Raw genomic sequence first — 18,976 nt, 5'->3', positions numbered from 1 at the left:
ATTCTGGGAAGAATACGATACACTAACAATTACCAGTTTAAATTCTTGACGTTTTTGGTAGTACCTCTATGCAATCGGCCGTAACACCTAACACAGAATTAACAATGGATAATCCAAAGCGAGGGATGCCTGTCACCATTATTACAGGGTTCTTAGGCAGTGGGAAAACCACCCTCCTGAATCATATTTTATCGAATCAACAGGGAATCAAAACCGCCGTCCTGGTGAATGAGTTTGGTGAAATTGGGATTGATAATGAATTGATTATCAATACCGATGAAGATAATACAATGGTTGAGTTAAGTAATGGTTGTGTTTGTTGTACCATTAACGAAGATTTAGTGAATGCGGTTTATAAGGTTTTAGAACGGTCTGAAAAAGTGGATTATATGGTGGTAGAAACCACTGGACTTGCTGATCCGCTTCCTGTTGCTCTAACATTTTTAAGCACCGAATTACGGGATATGACCCGTTTAGATTCCATTATAACATTAGTGGATTGTTCTAATTTTAGTTTAGATTTATTTAATAGCCAAGCAGCTAACAGCCAGATTGCCTATGGGGATATTATTGTTTTGAATAAAACCGATCTGGTGGATGAAGCCGATGTCGATTTATTAGAAATTAGAATTCGGGATATGAAAAAAGATGCCCGAATTTTACGCACTCATAATTCTCAAGTTTCTCTTCCTTTAATTCTGAGCGTGGGATTATTTGAATCCGATAAATATTTTAATCCTGAATCTGATGCTCATGACCATGACCACGACCATGACCATCACGATGACCATGCTGATCATGTTTGTGATGAACATTGCGATCATGATCATGATCATGAACACCATCACCATCATGATCACGACCATGAACACCATCACCATCATCATTCCAACCACTTAGAAAATGATGGTTTTACCTCCCTTTCTTTCCAAAGCGATAAACCCCTTTCTTTAAGAAAATTTCAATACTTTTTAGATAACCAACTTCCTGGGAGTGTGTTCCGCGCTAAAGGAATTTTATGGTTTGATGAAAGTCCCAAACGTCATATTTTTCACCTCAGTGGAAAACGCTTTTCCATTGATGATGATGAGTGGAAAGGGGAACCCAAAACCCAATTAGTTTTAATTGGTCAAGAATTAGATCATGAAACCCTCCGTTCTCAACTCAATAATTGTTTATGTCTCCCCTCTACAAACCGGGGTAAAGGGTTTGGGAAATAGGTTAACATCAGTTATCAGTTATCAGTTAAGAGTAGAGAGTTAACCGTTTAAAATTTAATAGTTGTTTATTGTTACCTAAAAAGTGCAAGACTCAAAACTGCTCACTGGTAAGCTGCTCCTATCTAAATTGAATATTTTGTAGCCTAGAGTCCTTCTAGCAACGCTTGTAGGCAAAAAAATTAAGTGCATGACAGCTTAACTGATAACTGATAACTAATAACTGATAACTGATAACTGATAACTGATAACTGTTATGCGGGTAATAATTCAGCGAGTTAATCATTCTCAAGTTACTGTTGATGGGGAAATTATAGGTAAAATTGGAAGAGGACTCAACCTATTAGTGGGAATTGCAGAGACAGATACCGAAATTGAACTAAACTGGATGGCGCGAAAATGTTTAGAATTAAGATTATTTCCTGACCCGGAAACCAATACGGGAAAATGGGAAAAATCTGTTCAAGAAATCGGAGGTGAATTATTAGTTGTAAGTCAATTTACCCTTTATGGAGATTGTCGAAAAGGTCGGCGTCCATCTTTTGACCGTTCCGCACCGCCAGAAAAAGCTGAAAAACTTTATGAACTGTTTGTAGAAAAATTGCGTTTGAGTGGGTTAAACGTCAAAACTGGCAAATTTGGAGCTTTAATGCAAGTGTTCATTGAAAATGATGGCCCTGTTACGTTAACCTTAGAAAAAGAAGCAAACCCTTAATTCTTTCACTAATAAAGTATTTAGAAAAATGACCATTGCTATTGATTTTGGAACCAGTAATACTGTTATTTCCCGTTGGAATCCCGCCACACAACAAGCGGAAACTTTAAAATTACCGAATTTATCCTTAATTTCTAGTCAAAATCCCCCCCTAATTCCCAGTTTAGTTTATTTAAAAGATGCCCGTCAAGGAGACTGTTTATTCGGTCAACAAGTACGGGATGGGGGATATGATATTAGCAATGATTCTCGCTTTTTTAGGAATTTTAAACGGGGAATTGGTAGCAATATTCAAGGATTTTTACCTGAAATTGATGGTCAAATTATTAGTTTTGAACGAGTTGGAGAATTATTTTTAACGGGAATTGTTAATACAATTCGTCAACTCCCGATGGCGACTGATTCTTTAGTCTTTACCGTTCCCGTTGATAGTTTTGAATCCTATCGATATTGGTTAGGAAAAGTCTCTCAATCTTTGGAGGTGGAACAGGTACAACTCTTAGATGAACCGACAGCAGCAGCGCTAGGATATGGATTAGCAGATCAGGAGCTTTTATTAGTGATTGATTTAGGCGGAGGAACCTTAGATCTTTCCTTAGTTCGGTTAGATGGAAATAGCCATCAAAAACCCTTGGGATTTATTTTAAAATGGGGTCAAAAATCCTTTGCAGAATCATCAGGACAACGGGTAAAAACAGCTAGGGTTTTAGCCAAAGCGGGACAAAATTTAGGAGGTTCGGATATCGATAATTGGTTAGTAGATTATTTTACCCAAACCCAAGGTTTACCCAAAACTGCGTTAACTACTCGTTTAGCAGAACGCTTAAAAATACAATTGTCTTTACAAACCCAAGCAACAGAAGTGTATTTTGATGATGAAACCTTAGATAGCTATGAATTAACCTTAACGAGAAATCAGTTTGAAACGATTCTGAGCAAAGCTCAATTTTTTGAAACTTTAGATGATGCGATTGGAAAAGTCTTTCAACAAGCTCGTCGCCAAGGAATCGAAGTTGCGGATATTAATGGGGTTTTGCTCGTGGGAGGAAGTGCTCAAATTCCGGCGGTACAAACTTGGATTCAACAATATTTTGAATTCAGTAAAATTCGCTGTGAAAAACCCTTTGAGGCTATTTCTCACGGTGCTTTACAACTAAGTCAAGGCACCAAAATCGAAGATTTTTTATATCATAGTTATGGGGTGCGCTATTGGAACCGTCGAGATAATTGCCACAATTGGCATCCGATTATCAAATCAGGTCAACCTTACCCGATGACAACTCCTGTAGAATTAGTCTTGGGTGCCTCTTTAGAAAATCAACCAAGTATCGAATTAATTTTAGGGGAATTGGGAGATGAAACTGGGGGAACCGAGGTTTATTTTGATGGCGATCGCTTAATTACTCGTCGTTTAGATCAGGGTCAAATTGTACAACCCTTAAATGATAACCCAGGAGGTCGAACCATTGCTCAATTAACTCCCCCAGGGAACCCTGGAAGCGATCGGATTAAAGTTTTATTTCAAGTGGATGACAAACGATTTTTACGCATAACCGTCGAAGATTTATTAACAAATAGAATACTATTAGACAATCAAGTTGTTGTACAGTTAAGTTAAATGTGCCATCAATCAGGTTTTCAGTTCATCCTGATTTTAAGAGGGGGAAGAAAATATGCGATCGCGCGCCGTTCGAGAAGGTTCTGTTGGTTTGTTAATTCTGTTAGGATTGGGTTTGCTGGGAGCCGTAATTTTATGGCTCAAAAATATTAGTTTAGGCACTCGCAGCTATACTTTAATTGCAGAATTTACTGATGCGTCTGCATTACAAATCGGCACTCCGGTGAGATATCGAGGGGTTAAAATCGGTCGAGTAACCCGACTGGAACCCAACTTGAATTCTGTCGATGCCATCTTAGAAATTACACCCAGTAGTTTTATTATTCCTCGTAATATTATTATTCAATCTAACCAAATTGGTTTATTAAATGAAGGATATGTAGATATTATTCCTAAAGTAAATACCTCTCAAAAAATCGCCGATGCAGATCCCTTAAGTCCTGATTGTCCTGACACAATTCTGTGTAATAATACTCGAATTCCTGCGGAAACAGGCATTGATATTATGAAACTGATTTCCAGTTTATATCAGTTTGCAGAAATCTATGGAAATCCTGAGTTATATGTTAATTTGAATACGACCGCAAAAACCACCACAACGGCGGCGCAGGAAGCCACAAAATTGACAGGAAAACTATCGGATTTTTTGGTAGTAGCGCAATCTGAAATGAAAGACTTAAATGAGTCTCTTGATACAGGAATTGGCGGTTTAAATCAATCTGTTAATCAAGGTGTTACCTCTTTTACCTCAGAAATCAGTAATCTTTCGGCTAGTGTTCAACAAGATACCCAAGGAGTGTCTAAAGCTGCTGTTGAGTCTGCAAACTCAGTCGGTCGTGCGGCGGATCAAATTACGTCTTTGAGTAATCAATTTAATGGGTTATTAGCTAATAATCGTGTTACGTTAATTTCTACCTTAGAAAATATTAATCAAACCACAAAAGAATTAAGTGTTTTAGTCACAACTCTTACACCGATTATGAGTCAGCTAGAACAAGCCAAAATTGTTGAAAATTTAGAAGCCACCTCAGCTAATGCAGAAGCTGCTTCCGCTAACTTAAGAATTCTCTCAAAAGCAGTCAGTGATCCTGAAAACTTAATGCTAATTCAAGAAACTTTAACGTCCACCCGCAATACGTTGCAAACCCTTCAAAAAATTAGTGAGGACGTTAATCAATTAACCGGGGATGAACAGTTGCAAAATAACCTGAAAAATTTAATTAATGGTTTAGGTCGATTATTTGGTTCAACTCAACGGTTAGAACGTCAGAAATCCATGTCTGAACAATTAGAACCCTTAGCAGAAGCAGTAGAAAAAACTCAAGTTACACTCTCCACACTCAATCAAGCTTCAACTCTTAACACCGAAACACCACAACCCAATGAAACCGTAGAGAAATTGATGGATTCTGCTACAAATTATTCGGTTCATCAAAATCAAAAATTTATTTCTCAACCTTCCTATCCCCTAGAAACAAGTTCTTCTCCTATTTTAAATCCTACTCATTAGTAAAAAGAGCATTAACTAAACCCGGTTTCGGTTCCTTTCCCCCCATGAACTAATGCTAACTTTTCATACCGTTTAGCGTGTTCAATTAAATCTGCTGCTTCCTCTGGAGAAATTTCCCGTATCCGTTTTGCTGGAACACCAACAACTAAAGAAAACGGAGGAACATCTTTGGTAACAATCGAACCCGCCCCAATAATACTTCCCGTTCCCACTCGCACCCCGTCCAATATAACCGCCCCAATGCCGATTAAACTTCCTCGTTCAATATGAGCCGCATGAATCACCGCCCGATGGCCAACGGTAACACAATCTTCTAAATGTGTCACTTTTCCCGGATCACCATGTAAAATAGCACCATCCTGAATATTGGTTTTTTCTCCAATCACAATCCGTTCCACATCCCCCCGAACAACAGCACCATACCAAATACTCGCCCCAGCCCCAACTTCCACAAAACCCACTACCACCGCATTTGCAGCGACAAAGGCAGCTTGGGAGAGATCTACAGTAGGCCAATAGGTTGGGGGAGTCAACAAAGGTTGATCAGACATGGGTGTAACATTCCGTGAAAAACGAACAAACTAGAATAGAGAAGAAAGGGTAAAATTCCCATAGCTATAATAAACGACAGCCCTGGTGTAAAACCATTTAATGATGAATTCTGCCTTGCAGTACCCAATTTTTGGCCCAGAGATTAGTTGTCCCCATTGCCGTCAGCAAATTCCGGCTCTTACGCTGACGGATACCTATTTGTGTCCTCGTCATGGTGCTTTTGAAGCTGACCCGAATACAGGTGAGTTGGTTCATTTGCAATCAGGTCGTCATTGGCGAGAATGGCAGGGAGAATGGTATCGACAACATACCCATCCCGATGGAATTCGATTTGAAATTCATGAAGCGTTAGACCGACTCTACACCCAAGGTTATCGGGCTACCCGTGTGATTATCGCTAAACGCTATCAAGAATTAATCAGTGCCTATTTAGAACGCAGTGCCCCTTGGCGGAATGGGACAGATACCACACAACCGAGACTATACGGTTTACCTGTGGAATTTAGCCCCGATGCGAAGGATGAACCGTGCTGGGATGTGATTAATTTTGATTTAGATAAAGAACAGGGAGTACCCGTCCGTTATCCCTATTTTCGATTATTTGAATAGGGGGAAATTCATGCACCATGCGTCAATTCGGACGGCTAATATTCATCGAGCGATCGCTTTTTATGAAACCCTGGGATTTACGGTTTGTGAACGGTTTACAACGGGATATACCTTAGCGTGTTGGATGGAAGGGTTAAACGGACGAATTGAATTAATTGAAATTCCCCAACCGAAACCCGCCCCCGATGCGTTCTCGGATGAGCATTATGTCGGCTATTATCATCTTTCGTTTGATTTAACGGATCAAGTTTCTGATTTAGCCAGTTGGTTGAATCATCTTCAACATCAGTTTAATCAAGGAGTTACAGAACAGCCCAATTTATTTCAACCGTTAAAAATTCTATTAGAACCTATGCAACAAATGATCGGAGATCGGGTGTATGAAGTCATGTTTATTGCGGACACAGACGGTTTACCCTTAGAATTTATCCGCATTTTGTCGGCTGTCTAAGCAATTTCCACCCATTTCCTAAGAATGTTGTTCATAAAAATATAGAATTCAAAGTTTCCAAACTTGATATAATTCTCCCAAAAGTTTAGATCAAAACTTTGAAACCTAGAGAATTTCTGTTTTTTTTTAAATAAAAGGGTAAAAACATGATAAAATTTAATTTTGATTTTAAATTATTATTTAAACAAATTTTTGTTGGTTTAGGTTTATTATTGATCCTAATTTTGGAATTGAATTCTATTGAGATTCAACCTGCTTTCGCTGCGGTTGATTTATCCCGTCAACCGGCAACGGAAGTTACCGTTAGTTTAAGTAATGAATCAGGAGAATTAAAATTTTTCCCGGATCACTTCCAATTTGAAGCTGGAAAACCCTATAAATTAATCTTAAAAAATCCGAGTCCCGGTAAACATTATTTCACCGCTAAAGATTTTGCGGATATGAGTTGGACACAAAAAGTTGAGTCTGGAAAATTAGAAGTTAAAGGTGCAATTCACGATTTAGAATTAAAACCGGGTGGGGAAGCAACCTGGGTATTCGTTCCCATCAGAACCGGAACTTATAGTTTACGCTGTTCTATCCCCGGACATACTGAAGCCGGAATGAAAGGGGAAATTATTATTACCGAGAACTCGTGATTACAGTTGTTAGTATCTTGATTTTTGTAAAGAATAAGTGAGCGCTCTTGATTTTATCAGGTGGCCATCGCTATTTCTTTGCTTTTTTTCCTCCGACCCATGAAACAGCCCTGGTTTATTAACGGGGGGTTAAGTTGCTCAAAACGTAAAGATTTATTAATAAAATTTAGCTGAGGTAAAGCTTTATGCTCTGGATTTAAAGATTGAGTGAAACTAAGACCTATCAGAGTATAGAGGGAAACTGGATGAGGGTGATTATAGTATATTGATGAATATCAGGGGTATTATTCGCATATTTTCTGATGCAAAAACGGTTTTTCAACCGAGATCAGTTCCCAACCGAACTAATAATTAACACTGCATCTGAGGGAAATAGGGCTGACTGAAACCCACAACCCATAGGGAGACATTATGACAGGGTTAGAATTGGCTATTTTTATTGTAGGGCCGTTAGTTTCGTTTTTATTTGCGATCGCATTAACACCCAACAAACCGGAGATTGTTTCTGACCAGGAACATTCTCATATTTAATTTAATGAAGGTTTACGGGAGTGAGGGCAAAAGTCTCGTAAACTAGAGTCAGATTATTCTGACGGTTAAAACCGATGATAGGTTCCATAACTTTTAAACGGTTTTCACAAATTCTACTCGGTGGTGTGAGTGGAATTTTTATCTTGAGTTTTCATCAAGCCCAAGTTGCTGTATCTTTGCCGACTGTTGGGTTACCAACTCAAAATCAGGTTCTTCCAGCCGAGATTAATTCTTCTGAAGATTACATCGAAAAACCCACTATTCCCCCTTTAGGAGAACCAGACCCCTTTATCCCCAGACAACCTTTCCCCCCTCCGACTTTAAAGAAACCTGAAAAACCTTATTATTCTTTAATTCCAGAACGCTATAAAGGCAAAACCGTTAATCACGTTTCTCCTCGAAATCAAGAAAAAGTAATTGCCTTAACCTTTGATGATGGCCCTTGGTTAGAAACCTTAAAAGTGTTAGTGGTTTTACGACAGTTTGATATTAAAGCCACATTTTTTATTTTAGGTCGCAATTTAGTATTATACCCTGAAATTATACAACAAGTGGTTCAAGGGGGTCATGCGGTTGGGAATCATACTTGGACACATCCTTATGTTAAAATGGAGTCCCAGCAGGCAAAATCAGAAATTGAAAATACAGCCGCAAAATTACAGTTAATGACAGGGTTAAAAACCCGGTTATTTCGTCCTCCTGGCGGCATTTTAGATAATGGAACTGCGGAGTATGCTCGCAGTAAAAACTATGCCATTATTATGTGGTCAATTGATACGAAAGACTATCAACAGGCTTCGGCTGAAATTTTAGCAGATCGGGTTTTAAATCAAGCCCGTCCAGGGGATATTGTTTTAATGCACGATGGCGGTGGAAATCGGTTTCAAACCATAGAAGCTTTAAAGATGATCATTCCTGAATTACAAAAACGAGGCTATCGGTTTGTCACTGTTCCTGAATTATTAGCCTTATCTGAATAGTAAGCTAAATTCCACGAACGAGGTAATCATTGATGGAATTTTAGTCAGCACACTCTAGTCTCATCATTTCTCCAACCTTTGACAGATGAATTTTAGAGTTTTAACTCTTTAAAATAATAAAAGGGTCAAGGAATCAATTGAGCTTATACAGCCCCAAAATAACCCATTTTAAAGCTCAGATTGTTCATGCAAACTTTAATAGTAAATTCATCATCATTAGGAGAATAGCATGGCATTAAACAATAACAGTTCATCTAAAAAGCGGGTGGCAATTTTAATTGAAAATGGAGTCGAAGATGCAGAGTTTCTGATTCCTTATAATGCCTTTAAAATGTCCGAGGTGGAAACCGTTGTTCTTGGTTCTCGGATGAATGAAAAATACAAAGGAAAACAGGGAAAAATGACTCATTCTGCCGATGGAACGACGACAGAAGCCCGTCCAGAAGACTTTGATGCTGTGATTATTCCGGGGGGAATGGCACCCGATAAAATGCGCTGTAACCCCAATACAGTTAGATTTGTGCAGGCGATGATGGAACAAGGAAAATGGGTCGCTGCGGTTTGTCATGGCCCCCAGGTATTAATTGAAGGAGATTTATTGCGCGGGAAAAATGCAACGGGGTTTGTGTCTATTCGCAAAGATATGATGAATTCTGGGGCAATTTATCTAAATAAACCTGTAGTTATAGATGGTAATTTAATCACCTCTCGTCAACCCGGAGATTTAGCGATTTTTACCACTGCAATTTTACACCGATTAGGGTTAGGAAAACAAGCGGGTCTTCCTGATGAAAATAACAATTTAGCGGAATGGTGGAAATTAGCGGATGCTTGGGGAGGTTCTACCAAAGGAGAAATAGCTAAAGCATTGAATACGGCTTTAGCAGGAGAACATTATTCTTTAGAAGCCTTAGAACAGTATGCCGAAAAAGCGGATTATCTAAAATTAAAATTACTGTTGAAGGATTTTATTGCGATTAAACGGCGACATATTGATCAATTAGAAACTCGTTTGCAAGAGTTAGGAGAAAAACCGAGTTTACCATCAGCAATGGCGGAACCCTATGCGAAGTTAAAAAGTTGGTTACAGTCTAGTGATGATATAGCGGTTACAAAACGAGCATTAGGGGATATTCAAACCGGGGTTGTTGATGTTTTTAATTTACGGGTTCAAACCACTGACCCAATTTCAACGGCTTTATTTACCGAAATTGAACAACATTTAGCCGAACAAGAACAACAATTAGTCGAACTTTATCAAACCATGTTAGGGTCAAAATCTCCTGAACCTGCGACCCCTTCTACGGGTGCTGCTATCAGTCTGTAGGTTGTTTGAATTCAAGGTTAAAACTCAACAACAAATTTTTTTGAGCGATCGCTTCTTAATCTCATTGTCCATAATTGGAGAAGAGAGGCGATCGCTATTTTATCCCGTGAATCTAAATTAATTGTACAACTGTTTTAATTCCAAAATTATCGTAAGGGGGAGGTAACCTCGCCCCTACCTAGAAATCACAGTATTTTTGGGGATTAATAATTGGGCTGACTATTTTATACAATTGATTTAAACTTGCTATATAGCGGTTTCCTATTCTATCTGCTAAACAGCCAAATCTTTTAATCGCATGGAATATGATATGTCATTTTATGATTGGGGTTCCGGGTTCAGGAAAGTCAACGATTGCTCAACAACTTGCGGAAATTACCCAGGGTATTATTATTTCTACAGATCGAATTCGAGAACAACTTTATGGGGAGGAAATTATTCAGGGGAATTGGTCAGAAATTGAAGCAGAAGTTTTAAGACAAATGGAAACGGCGATCGCTTCTTCTCAACCGATTATTTATGATGCGACTAATGCTTATCCCCGATGGCGACTCGAACTGTTAGAAAAAATTGCTTTAATTTCTCCTGAAATCCCTCGTTATTGGATGGCTTGGGTATTAGAAACCCCGATAGAAATTTGCAAACAATGGAATCAAAATCGCCAGCGCCAGGTTCCTGAATTTGTTATTGAAAAAATGGGACAAGCGATCGCCAATTTTCCTCCCACTTTATCAGAAGGATTTATTACCATTTATCCTGTAAAACCTGGATATCTCGATTTAAAAATTCTACTAATCACTAACTATTAACAGTCAACAATTAACTTAAAATCGCGTTTCATACTCAAACCGAATTTCACTTTCATTACCGAAATTTGTAGCTCCGCGTAACAATAAATTATCATTCAGACGATAATTAATATTAAATAGAAAAGGTTGATGAGCCGCTAAGACACGACTTAAAGACACATAGGTATTATTGGTTACATCTAAACCCACTTCAATTCCCACCCCTAATGCTGAAGCTCTTCCACTCGAACCTCGTTCAGCAACCCGTGAGGGATAAATTCTAAATTCCGTTAATCCCGTTGCATTAATAATATCCTGCTGTAGCTTACCAAATAATCCCGCGCTGGCAATATTTGCTAATACTAATGTACTATCATCTTGAATGCCTTGAATCACACTTCCACCCAATAAAGCGACTAATTCATTTTGAGAACGAGGCGGAGAACTTTGTAACTTAATAATATCATTAATTTCCGATGCCGGGCCGCGCACAAGGGCAACAATACGAATCGTTCGCACAGTTCCAAACCGAGACGGACTTAAGGCTTCCGTTTGTTCAGCCGGGAATGCAGAGGGAGGAGAAACAAACCGCACCGCTTCAGGAACACGGGTGACTAAGCGAACGTTTAAAATGGGGTCGAGTCCCTCAGAAGGAACAAAGATGGCTTGTTGAGGATAGCCTCGATCTAATCGTAATTGACTGGTATAAAGATTCACTTGTCCTCCCGTTAAGTCAATGGTTCCTTGAGGACGAATATCATTAATACTCGCTAAACTTCCATTCAATTGAATTGTTCCTTTGGCAGTAAAATTAATTAAAGGAGCATCTAAAATTGGGGGCGTCATGACTTGAATATTATCGGCTAATGTAAGTTTTAATCCATTTAAACTGACATTCACCGGTGATTGAGAATTTGTTTCTGGGGTATCGGTTGGTAAGGTGGCGGTTTCTTGAGACGGTAAAATCACTCTTCCCTTACTTAATACGACTTCTCCGCCTAATTTGGGTTTTAAAGCTGTTCCTGTAATTGTGATAGCACCGGAAGCATTTCCTTTATAGAGATCGGGTAAATTTAGGGTTAATTGATCTAAGCTTAATTGTAGAGGAGTTTGCAGATCGGGATCAGTTTCAGCCAAGGGAGAAGACACGGGTAAAACGCCACTTAAGAGGATATTTCCTGTTCCTTTATCTCCTTGTAATTCCCCTTTAATTTCTTTAACCTGAATGCGATCGCCTGTAAATAAAGCCGTTCCACTTAATCCTACAATAGACTGTTCTAAACTGCGGGCGGTTAAGACTGCATCTTGAATTTTAAATAACCCTTCCGGTTTGAGATTGAGTTTAATTCCTCCTGTTTCTGGTTGTTGCAAACTGCCACTAATTCTTAATTGGACTAACCCCTTTCCTTCTTGCCAATTTAACTCAGGATTCAGTAAATTAATCACCGCTAACCCTTCATCTTTAATATCCACTCGCACATCCACTAAATCGCTTTCTGGAGTGACTTTAGCAAAGGGTAATTTAAAGGGGAGAGTTCCTTTAAAAGCAATAGGATCAACTTCAGTAACTAATAAGCTACCTCCAAATCTTAAGCGAGCATTATTATAACTAAAACTGCTTTGAGCTTCTTGAACCGGATCACCATTGACTGTTGCTTCTAATAAAGTTAATTCTCCCGATGCTTGGGGATTATCTAAAGTTCCCCCAACACTCGCCCGCACATTTAATTGTCCGGTTAAATCAACATTCGGTAAATCGACAATTTTTTCAATTTCTTCTAAGCGGATATTTTTAACTCGTAATTGACCAGAGGGTTGTTGATTGGCTAAATTTAATTGTCCGCGAAAATCATATAATGTTGCACCCGAACGCAGTTGTATAGGTTCAACTCGTAAAACATTATCAGCGAAATTAGCGTCTAATAGAAACTGATCAGCCCTATATTTTCCATAGTTCCAATCTTCACCTTTAACCGTTGCAGTCGCTTGAATTCCTGATTGAATTGAACCTTGAAAAGCAATTTCTCCGGTAAATTTTCCTTGTAAATCTTGTAAGGGAGGTAAAGGTTCCTTCGCGGCTTCTTCAATTGATTGTTGTAAGATGGCTTGAATTTCTGCAAATCGTCGTAATTGTTGCAATAATGTGGGATTTCCTGGTAAACCGACGGGTACTGGGGCGACTTCTGTAGCTGTTGCATAGTCAGGGGGTTTTAATCCTCTGGCTAAATCTTCTAAATTAAAGATTTTTAAGGCGGTTAAGACATCTTGTAAACTACCTTGGGGGATTTTAATGGTTCCTTCAAATTGATTGGATACAGTTGATAAATTTTGGGTATTGGGTGCGGAAAGACTGGCTAAAATTTCAGAAACCTGGGCTTTAGTATTAATTAAAACTTGAGTGATTCCCTTCTTCAGTTCAGCATCCGTTAAGGTTGCAATTCCATTTTGATAATTAAAATTTCCTTTAAAGGAATCCGCTTGAATATATCCTAAAGCGGGTTCTTGAACAATAATATTTCCCGTTGCAGCAATTTGATTCAGGTTAAAACTGGCTAAATTAGAAACTGTAACTTGTCCCGATGCTATCCCTTTTAACAGTCCAATATCGAATTGGGCTAAAGGAGAAAAACTTAAAGTTTGTAGGGGAAATTGTTCTAAACTAATGTTTAAATTATTGCCTTGGGATTGTCCGACTAATAAGCTTTTATCCCGTTGAACTAAGAATGAAATCGGTAAGTATTTATCATCTAAAACCAGTTCTATTTTATCCTGTTCTCCTGCTAAAGCAACATTTACCTGCTGACCGGGACTAATATTAACGGTTCCTGCTAAAAGGGGATCAAAAGTGACATCCCGCAGGGCAAAATTATTTAATCTTAAATCTCCGTTTAAATTTAAGGCGGAAAGGGTTCCGGTTAACTTCCCATTAAAATTAACAATTCCCGCCACTAAAGGGCTATCTCCGGTTGTAACTTCTGGGGGTAAAATTGCTAAAATATTTTGAGCTAAGGGAGATTGTAAATCAAAATTATTGACCCGAACATTTAAGTTTAAATTTGAGAGTTGGAGAATACCATTTCCTTGAAATTCAACCCCAACAAACCCATCGGTTGAAAATCCTGGGGTTTCTGCTTTTTGAATATTAATTTGTTGACCATTCCAACTCGCAATGGCATCAAAGGGTTGTTTAATAATCGGTAATTCTGTTAGTCGTAATTGGCCTAAAGCTTGGATCGTTTTAGGATTAATAGAGGCTAGATTTCCCTGTCCGATAATTTCAGTATTTAATAATCCTCGTAATAAAGGCATATTTTCTGCTTGGTCTAGCAGTCCGTTTTGATGTAAACTAGCCATGAGTTCAGGGATTTGAGATTCGACTAACCGAGAGAACCGACTAAGGGCAATTTCATCTCCTTTAAAACCTGCTTTCCATTGTCCTTGTTGGGTTTCTCCAGTTGCTAAAACTAAGCCTCCTCCTTGACCTAAATTAACTTGTCCGTCCAGACTGGCTATTAAGTTATTGGGTGAAAAATTGGTTAAATTTCCGCGAAAGTTAGCTGAACCTTGGAGAAATCCTCCTTGTAAATTTAAAGCGTTAATTTCAGCGACTAAACTGGGTTGTAAATTGGCTAAGGGTAATCCTAAATTAATTAAAGGTTGTAGAGGAATTTGATTGGTAATGACTTGAGCTATTAACTGATTATTTTGTAATTGTCCTTCTGCATTAATCGTACCGCCAAAATTACCTAAATTAACTTGTCCTGATGCGTTAGCAATTAGCGTATTTAGGTTTAAGTTATCTAAATTTCCGGTAATATTTCCCCCCCCAGTTAAACGACTATTCCGCAGGTCAATTGTTTGAATTTGAGTTTTAACATTATTGGGTAAATTAGCAAGGGGTAAGCCTAAATTAATCCAAGGATTTAATTGAATATCTCTGGCGTTAAATTCGCCTTTAAACTGTCCTTGATTGATTTGGCTATTGGCGGTAATGATTCCCCCTAAATTTCCTAAATTAATTATTGTTTTTGCGTTTCCCGTGAGGCTATTCGGGGTAAAATTTTCTATATTTCCGTTGAGAGAACCTGCAATTTGTAAAGTTCCTTGGCTGAAATCTAAGTTTTGCAGTTGTGCGGTTGTGGTCTGGGGTAAATTTGCTAAGGGTAATCCAATATTAATTAATCGAGGTAAGGCTAAATTATCGCTGGAAAATTCCGTTTTAAATAGTCCGTTTTGCAGTTGAGCGATCGCATTAATCGTGCTATCCCGAAAATTAAGTTGAATTTGACTATCTGCAATTAAAGTATTTAAAGAAAATCCCTTTAAATTTCCTGATAATTTTGCAGCGAGATTCAAACGACCATCAGTTAAATCAACCGATTGAATTTGTTGTTTTGTCGCATTGGGTAGGGAGGCAAATAATAAGCCTAAATCTACTAAAGGCGTGATTGCAATTTGATTCCCTAAAATTTCAGCGTTCCAAATATCATTATTATTTTTTTGAGCAATCAGATTCAGATTACCGTTAGCAATTTCAACTTGTACTTTCGCCGTTGTTCCTGCAAATTGAGCTTGACCCAACATCGGATAGGTCGCCGAGGGTAAGCTAAATTTAGCCTCACCTTTTAAGTTGTCTAAATTTCCAGAAACTTGAGCATTTGCGGATAAATTACCAATTCTAAAACTTGGTAAAAGTCCATAGGATTGAGCGATCGCATCCCCTGGAATATTATCTACAGTAAAATCTAACTTAACCGTCGGATTAAATTCGACTTTTCGGGTTGTAATTTCAGGCTTTGGAGGTAAGGTTGGGAGCGATTGATTCGGAGTGGGTTTTTGTTGACGGATAATGACTTTATCACCGGGTTTAAGCAGTTCCGGTTGGGTTCCTAATAATGCCGTTAATCCGTTTAATTGAACTTCTCCATTTCCCTTAACGGAACCGCCAACGGATGGTTGAATTAATAAATTTTGAATACCAATAACCGGATCGGCTAAAATTTTAAAATTGGGATCAAATTTGGCTAATAGATTAAAATCGGTTTGAATTGTATCAAAATAAATTCGATCAACTAACGTTTTTTGAGTAGTAGCAATCGTTCCTGAAATTTGAGGGGTTTGTAAATAGCCTTTTAAGTTGACATCAGCTTTTAATTCTCCCGTAATCGGAAACGGTAATTTCAGAGGTTCTCCTTGAATTCTTTCTACAGTTTTTAACAGCGTTGAAATTTGAACAGGTTTTAAATTAGCTGCTAAATTAACTTGAGTTTTAGCCAATTCTAAATTAGGATTTGTTAAAACAGATCCCTTCAGATTGAGAGCTAAATCCCCCATTGTTGTATTAAACTGATCAATAATCAGTTGAGTTCCCGCAAATCGCAATTTAGCTTGACTTAAATTAACCGTATCGGGAAGATTTTCAACCCCAACTTTAATTTGATCTAAATTTAACGTTCCTCGAACATCTAGGGGTTTATAATTCTCTAATTTAACGCTTAAATTTGTATTTAATTTCCCTTGTTTGACGGACACACCCGGAGTAGAAACAAACCAGGCGATTAAGGGTAAATCTATACGATTGGCTTGAATTTGGGCATTTACTCTGCCTGGTTCTAGTAAGGCATCTCCCTTAATTGCAAAGGTTCCCGTATCCCCAATTGTTCCAGCTAAATCTGCTTGAATTCGAGCATTATCTTCGCTTAAGTTAGCTCTAACTTGATCAACCCCAATTTTAATTGGTTTTTGCGTTTTAGTTCCTTGGGAATTAGCTTTCAAAATCTCATAAGGCATTAAATTAATTTGAGCCTTTTCAATGCCAATGGTTCTAAAAACTAAAGTAATGGCAGGATTCGGATCTAAATTTAGCTTTGTATTTAGCCAATTTCCTGATGCGTCTTCTTCGATATAAATATTAGGTTTAACTAATGTAATATCCAGTTGAACTTTGGGTTTATATAAGGATAAAAGGGAAAAATTAACTTCTACGGCTTCCGCTACAGCTTTATCAGTATCTGTTGCGGTAGGGGGAATAGATGAGTGACCAAAACGAATACTATTAAGGGTAAATCCTTCAACGGGGCCGACATTAACAGGCCGTTGTATAATAGTTTCTAAGGTACTGCCAATAATGGGTGCTAACCGATATCGAATAAACCAGGCGGCTGTTGTTCCCACTGTTAAGAGGGTGATTCCGCATCCGACACCCCCCCAAACCAGGATGCGCCTTAACCGTTGTCGGGGATGTAAAATTGGTTCAGAATTAGGATTAGGAGAATGAGTCATCTCAAATCTGGCTCTGGGTGAATCAAAACACTATTATAGAAGCAATTGAGACTTTAGCATTTTAGCAGTGAACTGCATAAAATAGTAGGTGGATAAAATTAATAACGTGTTAAGGCGAACTTCTGGTTCATCAAGTTGGATTCCTGTATCAATATTAAACTTAAATTGAGCGGGTTTTCTGAAGTTTACACTCGTTGATTAACAGGTAAGCTACAGCATTCTTATCAGTCAAAGTTTATTTAATTTTAATTAATTAAGTATTCTCCCGGAGTTAAATTTCTACAATCTATTCAATTATTACCTAAAATTCAGTGCATATACGGGGATAGCCACAAAATACAAGGGGAAAAACCCAATTTCGTTTTGACAATTATTAAAAAATGTTAAACACAAAAATATAAAAACTTTCTTAAGATTTCCGGGTATATTGAAAATACAAGCCAAGGAAACTGGAGCCATACATCTATGCTAGTCAGCCAACTCTTGAGGCAGTACGAAGAAGGGGAAACCAATTTTACAGAGGTAGACCTCCAAGGTGCAGACCTATCGGGTACGATTTTGATTGGCGTTAACCTTTCCAGAGCGAACCTGACGGGAGCCAACCTTAGTCGAGCCTTCCTGAGTCGGGTCAAATTGAATGGGGCCTGTTTGCATCGTGCTAATCTCAGTTATGCCAAAATGAACGAAGCAAAATTAGGGGATGCTAACCTGAGTAAAGCCAATTTGAGTGGTGCTTTTTTAGTCAAAGCTAAACTTCCTAATGCTAATTTGAGCGGTGCTATTTTGACGGGAGCTAATTTAAGACGCGCCACACTCCCTAATGCTAATTTATGCTCGGCAAATTTACAATTAACCAATTTAAGAGAAGCAAATTTAACGGGAGTTAACTTAAAATGGGCGAATTTAATCGCGGCAAAACTCAGTGGAGCCAACCTATTCGGAGCAGAATTAAACGGAGCTAATCTGCAAAAAGCTTATATGAATGGTCTTAAATTAAGTCGAGTTAATCTTGAGGGTGTAAATCTAAGTGAAGCTAGGCTTAATGGTGCAGATTTAGAAGATGCCACCTTAATTAATACTAACTTTAGTAAAGCTCAAATGCGAGGAATTCGGTTAACAAACGCAGATTTAACCGGGGCTAATTTAGAACGAGCGAGTCTGATGTGGGCTAATTTAAACTGGGCAAAATTACCTCAAGCTGACTTAAGGAATGCCGATTTAAGAGATGCGTCTTTATTGGGAGCAACCCTTGAAGGAACTCAATTTCAAGGCGCAAAATTACCTCAATCTTTAAAACTTTATCTGGATTTAGCGATTACTTGTTCTAATTTATATCAAGCTCATACTCAAAAGTGTGCGATTGAGTTAAGATCATGATTATAAAGAGTTAATCAGACATCAATGGGAACAGATTATGCGGTAGTGCTTGTTACGGCAAGTTCTAGGTTAGAAGCGGAAAAAATTGCTCAAGCTTTAGTTGAAAAAAAACTGGCGGCTTGTGTTAGCTTAATGCCTATTCATTCGATTTATACCTGGAAATCAGAATTATGTCAGGAGGATGAATGGCAATTAATGATCAAAACCGATCTCAGACAGTTTGAGCAGTTAGAAACAAAAATCAAACAACTTCACTCTTACGAAGTCCCTGAAATTATTGCGTTACCGATTATTAAAGGTTCGGGGGATTATTTAAACTGGATTTCTGAACAAACTCAGAAACATTAAAATTAAATTTTCATTTTCTCTTAATAATTTTAT

14 protein-coding genes are annotated in these 18,976 nt (G+C 38.2%); 12 read left to right on the top strand and 2 right to left on the bottom strand.

Annotation, left to right across the window (positions count from 1 at the left end; genetic code table 11):
• Nucleotides 1-68: 68 nt before the first annotated feature.
• The 4 genes from NMK36_RS09800 (at nucleotide 69) to NMK36_RS09785 (ending at nucleotide 5,060) form a co-directional block, all read left to right on the top strand.
• Nucleotides 69-1,220, top strand: a complete 1,152-nt coding sequence (locus tag NMK36_RS09800; protein WP_254173637.1) for a CobW family GTP-binding protein — start codon at nucleotides 69-71, stop codon at nucleotides 1,218-1,220.
• A 253-nt stretch (nucleotides 1,221-1,473) separates the two neighbouring features.
• Nucleotides 1,474-1,932 carry a D-aminoacyl-tRNA deacylase gene (gene dtd, locus NMK36_RS09795; RefSeq protein WP_254173636.1) on the top strand — a complete coding sequence of 153 codons (459 nt, stop codon included), beginning with the start codon at nucleotides 1,474-1,476 and terminating at the stop codon, nucleotides 1,930-1,932.
• A 28-nt stretch (nucleotides 1,933-1,960) separates the two neighbouring features.
• The gene (locus NMK36_RS09790; protein WP_254173635.1) at nucleotides 1,961-3,550 is read left to right on the top strand and encodes an Hsp70 family protein; all 1,590 of its coding nucleotides are present in this window, start codon (nucleotides 1,961-1,963) and stop codon (nucleotides 3,548-3,550) included.
• Nucleotides 3,551-3,605: 55 nt separating this feature from the next.
• Nucleotides 3,606-5,060: an MlaD family protein gene (locus tag NMK36_RS09785; protein ID WP_254173634.1), complete on the top strand. Its 1,455-nt coding sequence runs from the start codon at nucleotides 3,606-3,608 to the stop codon at nucleotides 5,058-5,060.
• 11 nt (nucleotides 5,061-5,071) lie between these two features.
• Here the strand turns inward: NMK36_RS09785 and NMK36_RS09780 are convergent, their stop codons facing one another.
• Nucleotides 5,072-5,611 carry a gamma carbonic anhydrase family protein gene (locus NMK36_RS09780; RefSeq protein ID WP_072722202.1) on the bottom strand — a complete coding sequence of 180 codons (540 nt, stop codon included), beginning with the start codon at nucleotides 5,609-5,611 and terminating at the stop codon, nucleotides 5,072-5,074.
• Between the two features lie 100 nt (nucleotides 5,612-5,711).
• On the opposite strand from NMK36_RS09780, the gene NMK36_RS09775 reads away from it, so the two are divergent.
• The 6 genes from NMK36_RS09775 (at nucleotide 5,712) to NMK36_RS09750 (ending at nucleotide 10,957) form a co-directional block, all read left to right on the top strand.
• The gene (locus NMK36_RS09775; protein ID WP_072722203.1) at nucleotides 5,712-6,221 is read left to right on the top strand and encodes a TIGR02652 family protein; all 510 of its coding nucleotides are present in this window, start codon (nucleotides 5,712-5,714) and stop codon (nucleotides 6,219-6,221) included.
• 10 nt (nucleotides 6,222-6,231) lie between these two features.
• On the top strand, nucleotides 6,232-6,672 hold the full coding sequence (locus NMK36_RS09770; protein WP_072722204.1) for a VOC family protein: 441 nt from the start codon (nucleotides 6,232-6,234) through the stop codon (nucleotides 6,670-6,672).
• 146 nt (nucleotides 6,673-6,818) lie between these two features.
• Nucleotides 6,819-7,310 carry a plastocyanin/azurin family copper-binding protein gene (locus NMK36_RS09765; RefSeq protein ID WP_072722205.1) on the top strand — a complete coding sequence of 164 codons (492 nt, stop codon included), beginning with the start codon at nucleotides 6,819-6,821 and terminating at the stop codon, nucleotides 7,308-7,310.
• A 605-nt stretch (nucleotides 7,311-7,915) separates the two neighbouring features.
• Entirely contained in the window at nucleotides 7,916-8,821 is a 906-nt protein-coding gene (locus NMK36_RS09760; RefSeq protein WP_254173633.1) for a polysaccharide deacetylase family protein, read from the top strand.
• 229 nt (nucleotides 8,822-9,050) lie between these two features.
• Nucleotides 9,051-10,148 (top strand): DJ-1/PfpI/YhbO family deglycase/protease, encoded by a 1,098-nt coding sequence (locus NMK36_RS09755; RefSeq protein WP_254173632.1) that lies wholly within the window; start codon nucleotides 9,051-9,053, stop codon nucleotides 10,146-10,148.
• A gap of 305 nt (nucleotides 10,149-10,453) precedes the next feature.
• Nucleotides 10,454-10,957 (top strand): ATP-binding protein, encoded by a 504-nt coding sequence (locus NMK36_RS09750; RefSeq protein ID WP_254173631.1) that lies wholly within the window; start codon nucleotides 10,454-10,456, stop codon nucleotides 10,955-10,957.
• Between the two features lie 15 nt (nucleotides 10,958-10,972).
• Here the strand turns inward: NMK36_RS09750 and NMK36_RS09745 are convergent, their stop codons facing one another.
• The gene (locus NMK36_RS09745) at nucleotides 10,973-17,218 is read right to left on the bottom strand and encodes a translocation/assembly module TamB domain-containing protein (protein WP_254173630.1); all 6,246 of its coding nucleotides are present in this window, start codon (nucleotides 17,216-17,218) and stop codon (nucleotides 10,973-10,975) included.
• 465 nt (nucleotides 17,219-17,683) lie between these two features.
• Here NMK36_RS09745 and NMK36_RS09740 point away from each other — a divergent pair, with 465 nt between their 5' ends.
• Together NMK36_RS09740 and cutA are read left to right on the top strand one after the other, a co-directional pair.
• Complete coding sequence (locus tag NMK36_RS09740; RefSeq protein ID WP_072722209.1) at nucleotides 17,684-18,595, top strand: pentapeptide repeat-containing protein; 912 nt, start codon at nucleotides 17,684-17,686, stop codon at nucleotides 18,593-18,595.
• A gap of 24 nt (nucleotides 18,596-18,619) precedes the next feature.
• The gene (gene cutA, locus NMK36_RS09735) at nucleotides 18,620-18,943 is read left to right on the top strand and encodes a divalent-cation tolerance protein CutA (RefSeq protein ID WP_072722210.1); all 324 of its coding nucleotides are present in this window, start codon (nucleotides 18,620-18,622) and stop codon (nucleotides 18,941-18,943) included.
• Nucleotides 18,944-18,976 lie beyond the last annotated feature (33 nt).

It is taken from the genome of Planktothrix pseudagardhii (genome assembly GCF_904830925.1).
Classification (GTDB): Bacteria; Cyanobacteriota; Cyanobacteriia; order Cyanobacteriales; family Microcoleaceae; genus Planktothrix; species Planktothrix tepida.
The sequence above is the reverse complement of the archived record's forward strand: the minus strand, read 5'-3'. Positions and strand labels throughout refer to the sequence as shown.

What these genes read in the sequence shown, in the direction of transcription:
- NMK36_RS09800 (WP_254173637.1), top strand. Translation starts at nt 69, where the DNA reads ATGCAATCGGCCGTAACACCTAACACAGAATTAACAATGGATAATCCA.
- dtd (WP_254173636.1), top strand. Translation starts at nt 1,474, where the DNA reads ATGCGGGTAATAATTCAGCGAGTTAATCATTCTCAAGTTACTGTTGAT.
- NMK36_RS09790 (WP_254173635.1), top strand. Translation starts at nt 1,961, where the DNA reads ATGACCATTGCTATTGATTTTGGAACCAGTAATACTGTTATTTCCCGT.
- NMK36_RS09785 (WP_254173634.1), top strand. Translation starts at nt 3,606, where the DNA reads ATGCGATCGCGCGCCGTTCGAGAAGGTTCTGTTGGTTTGTTAATTCTG.
- NMK36_RS09780 (WP_072722202.1), bottom strand. Translation starts at nt 5,611, where the DNA reads ATGTCTGATCAACCTTTGTTGACTCCCCCAACCTATTGGCCTACTGTA.
- NMK36_RS09775 (WP_072722203.1), top strand. Translation starts at nt 5,712, where the DNA reads ATGATGAATTCTGCCTTGCAGTACCCAATTTTTGGCCCAGAGATTAGT.
- NMK36_RS09770 (WP_072722204.1), top strand. Translation starts at nt 6,232, where the DNA reads ATGCACCATGCGTCAATTCGGACGGCTAATATTCATCGAGCGATCGCT.
- NMK36_RS09765 (WP_072722205.1), top strand. Translation starts at nt 6,819, where the DNA reads ATGATAAAATTTAATTTTGATTTTAAATTATTATTTAAACAAATTTTT.
- NMK36_RS09760 (WP_254173633.1), top strand. Translation starts at nt 7,916, where the DNA reads ATGATAGGTTCCATAACTTTTAAACGGTTTTCACAAATTCTACTCGGT.
- NMK36_RS09755 (WP_254173632.1), top strand. Translation starts at nt 9,051, where the DNA reads ATGGCATTAAACAATAACAGTTCATCTAAAAAGCGGGTGGCAATTTTA.
- NMK36_RS09750 (WP_254173631.1), top strand. Translation starts at nt 10,454, where the DNA reads ATGATATGTCATTTTATGATTGGGGTTCCGGGTTCAGGAAAGTCAACG.
- NMK36_RS09745 (WP_254173630.1), bottom strand. Translation starts at nt 17,218, where the DNA reads ATGACTCATTCTCCTAATCCTAATTCTGAACCAATTTTACATCCCCGA.
- NMK36_RS09740 (WP_072722209.1), top strand. Translation starts at nt 17,684, where the DNA reads ATGCTAGTCAGCCAACTCTTGAGGCAGTACGAAGAAGGGGAAACCAAT.
- cutA (WP_072722210.1), top strand. Translation starts at nt 18,620, where the DNA reads ATGGGAACAGATTATGCGGTAGTGCTTGTTACGGCAAGTTCTAGGTTA.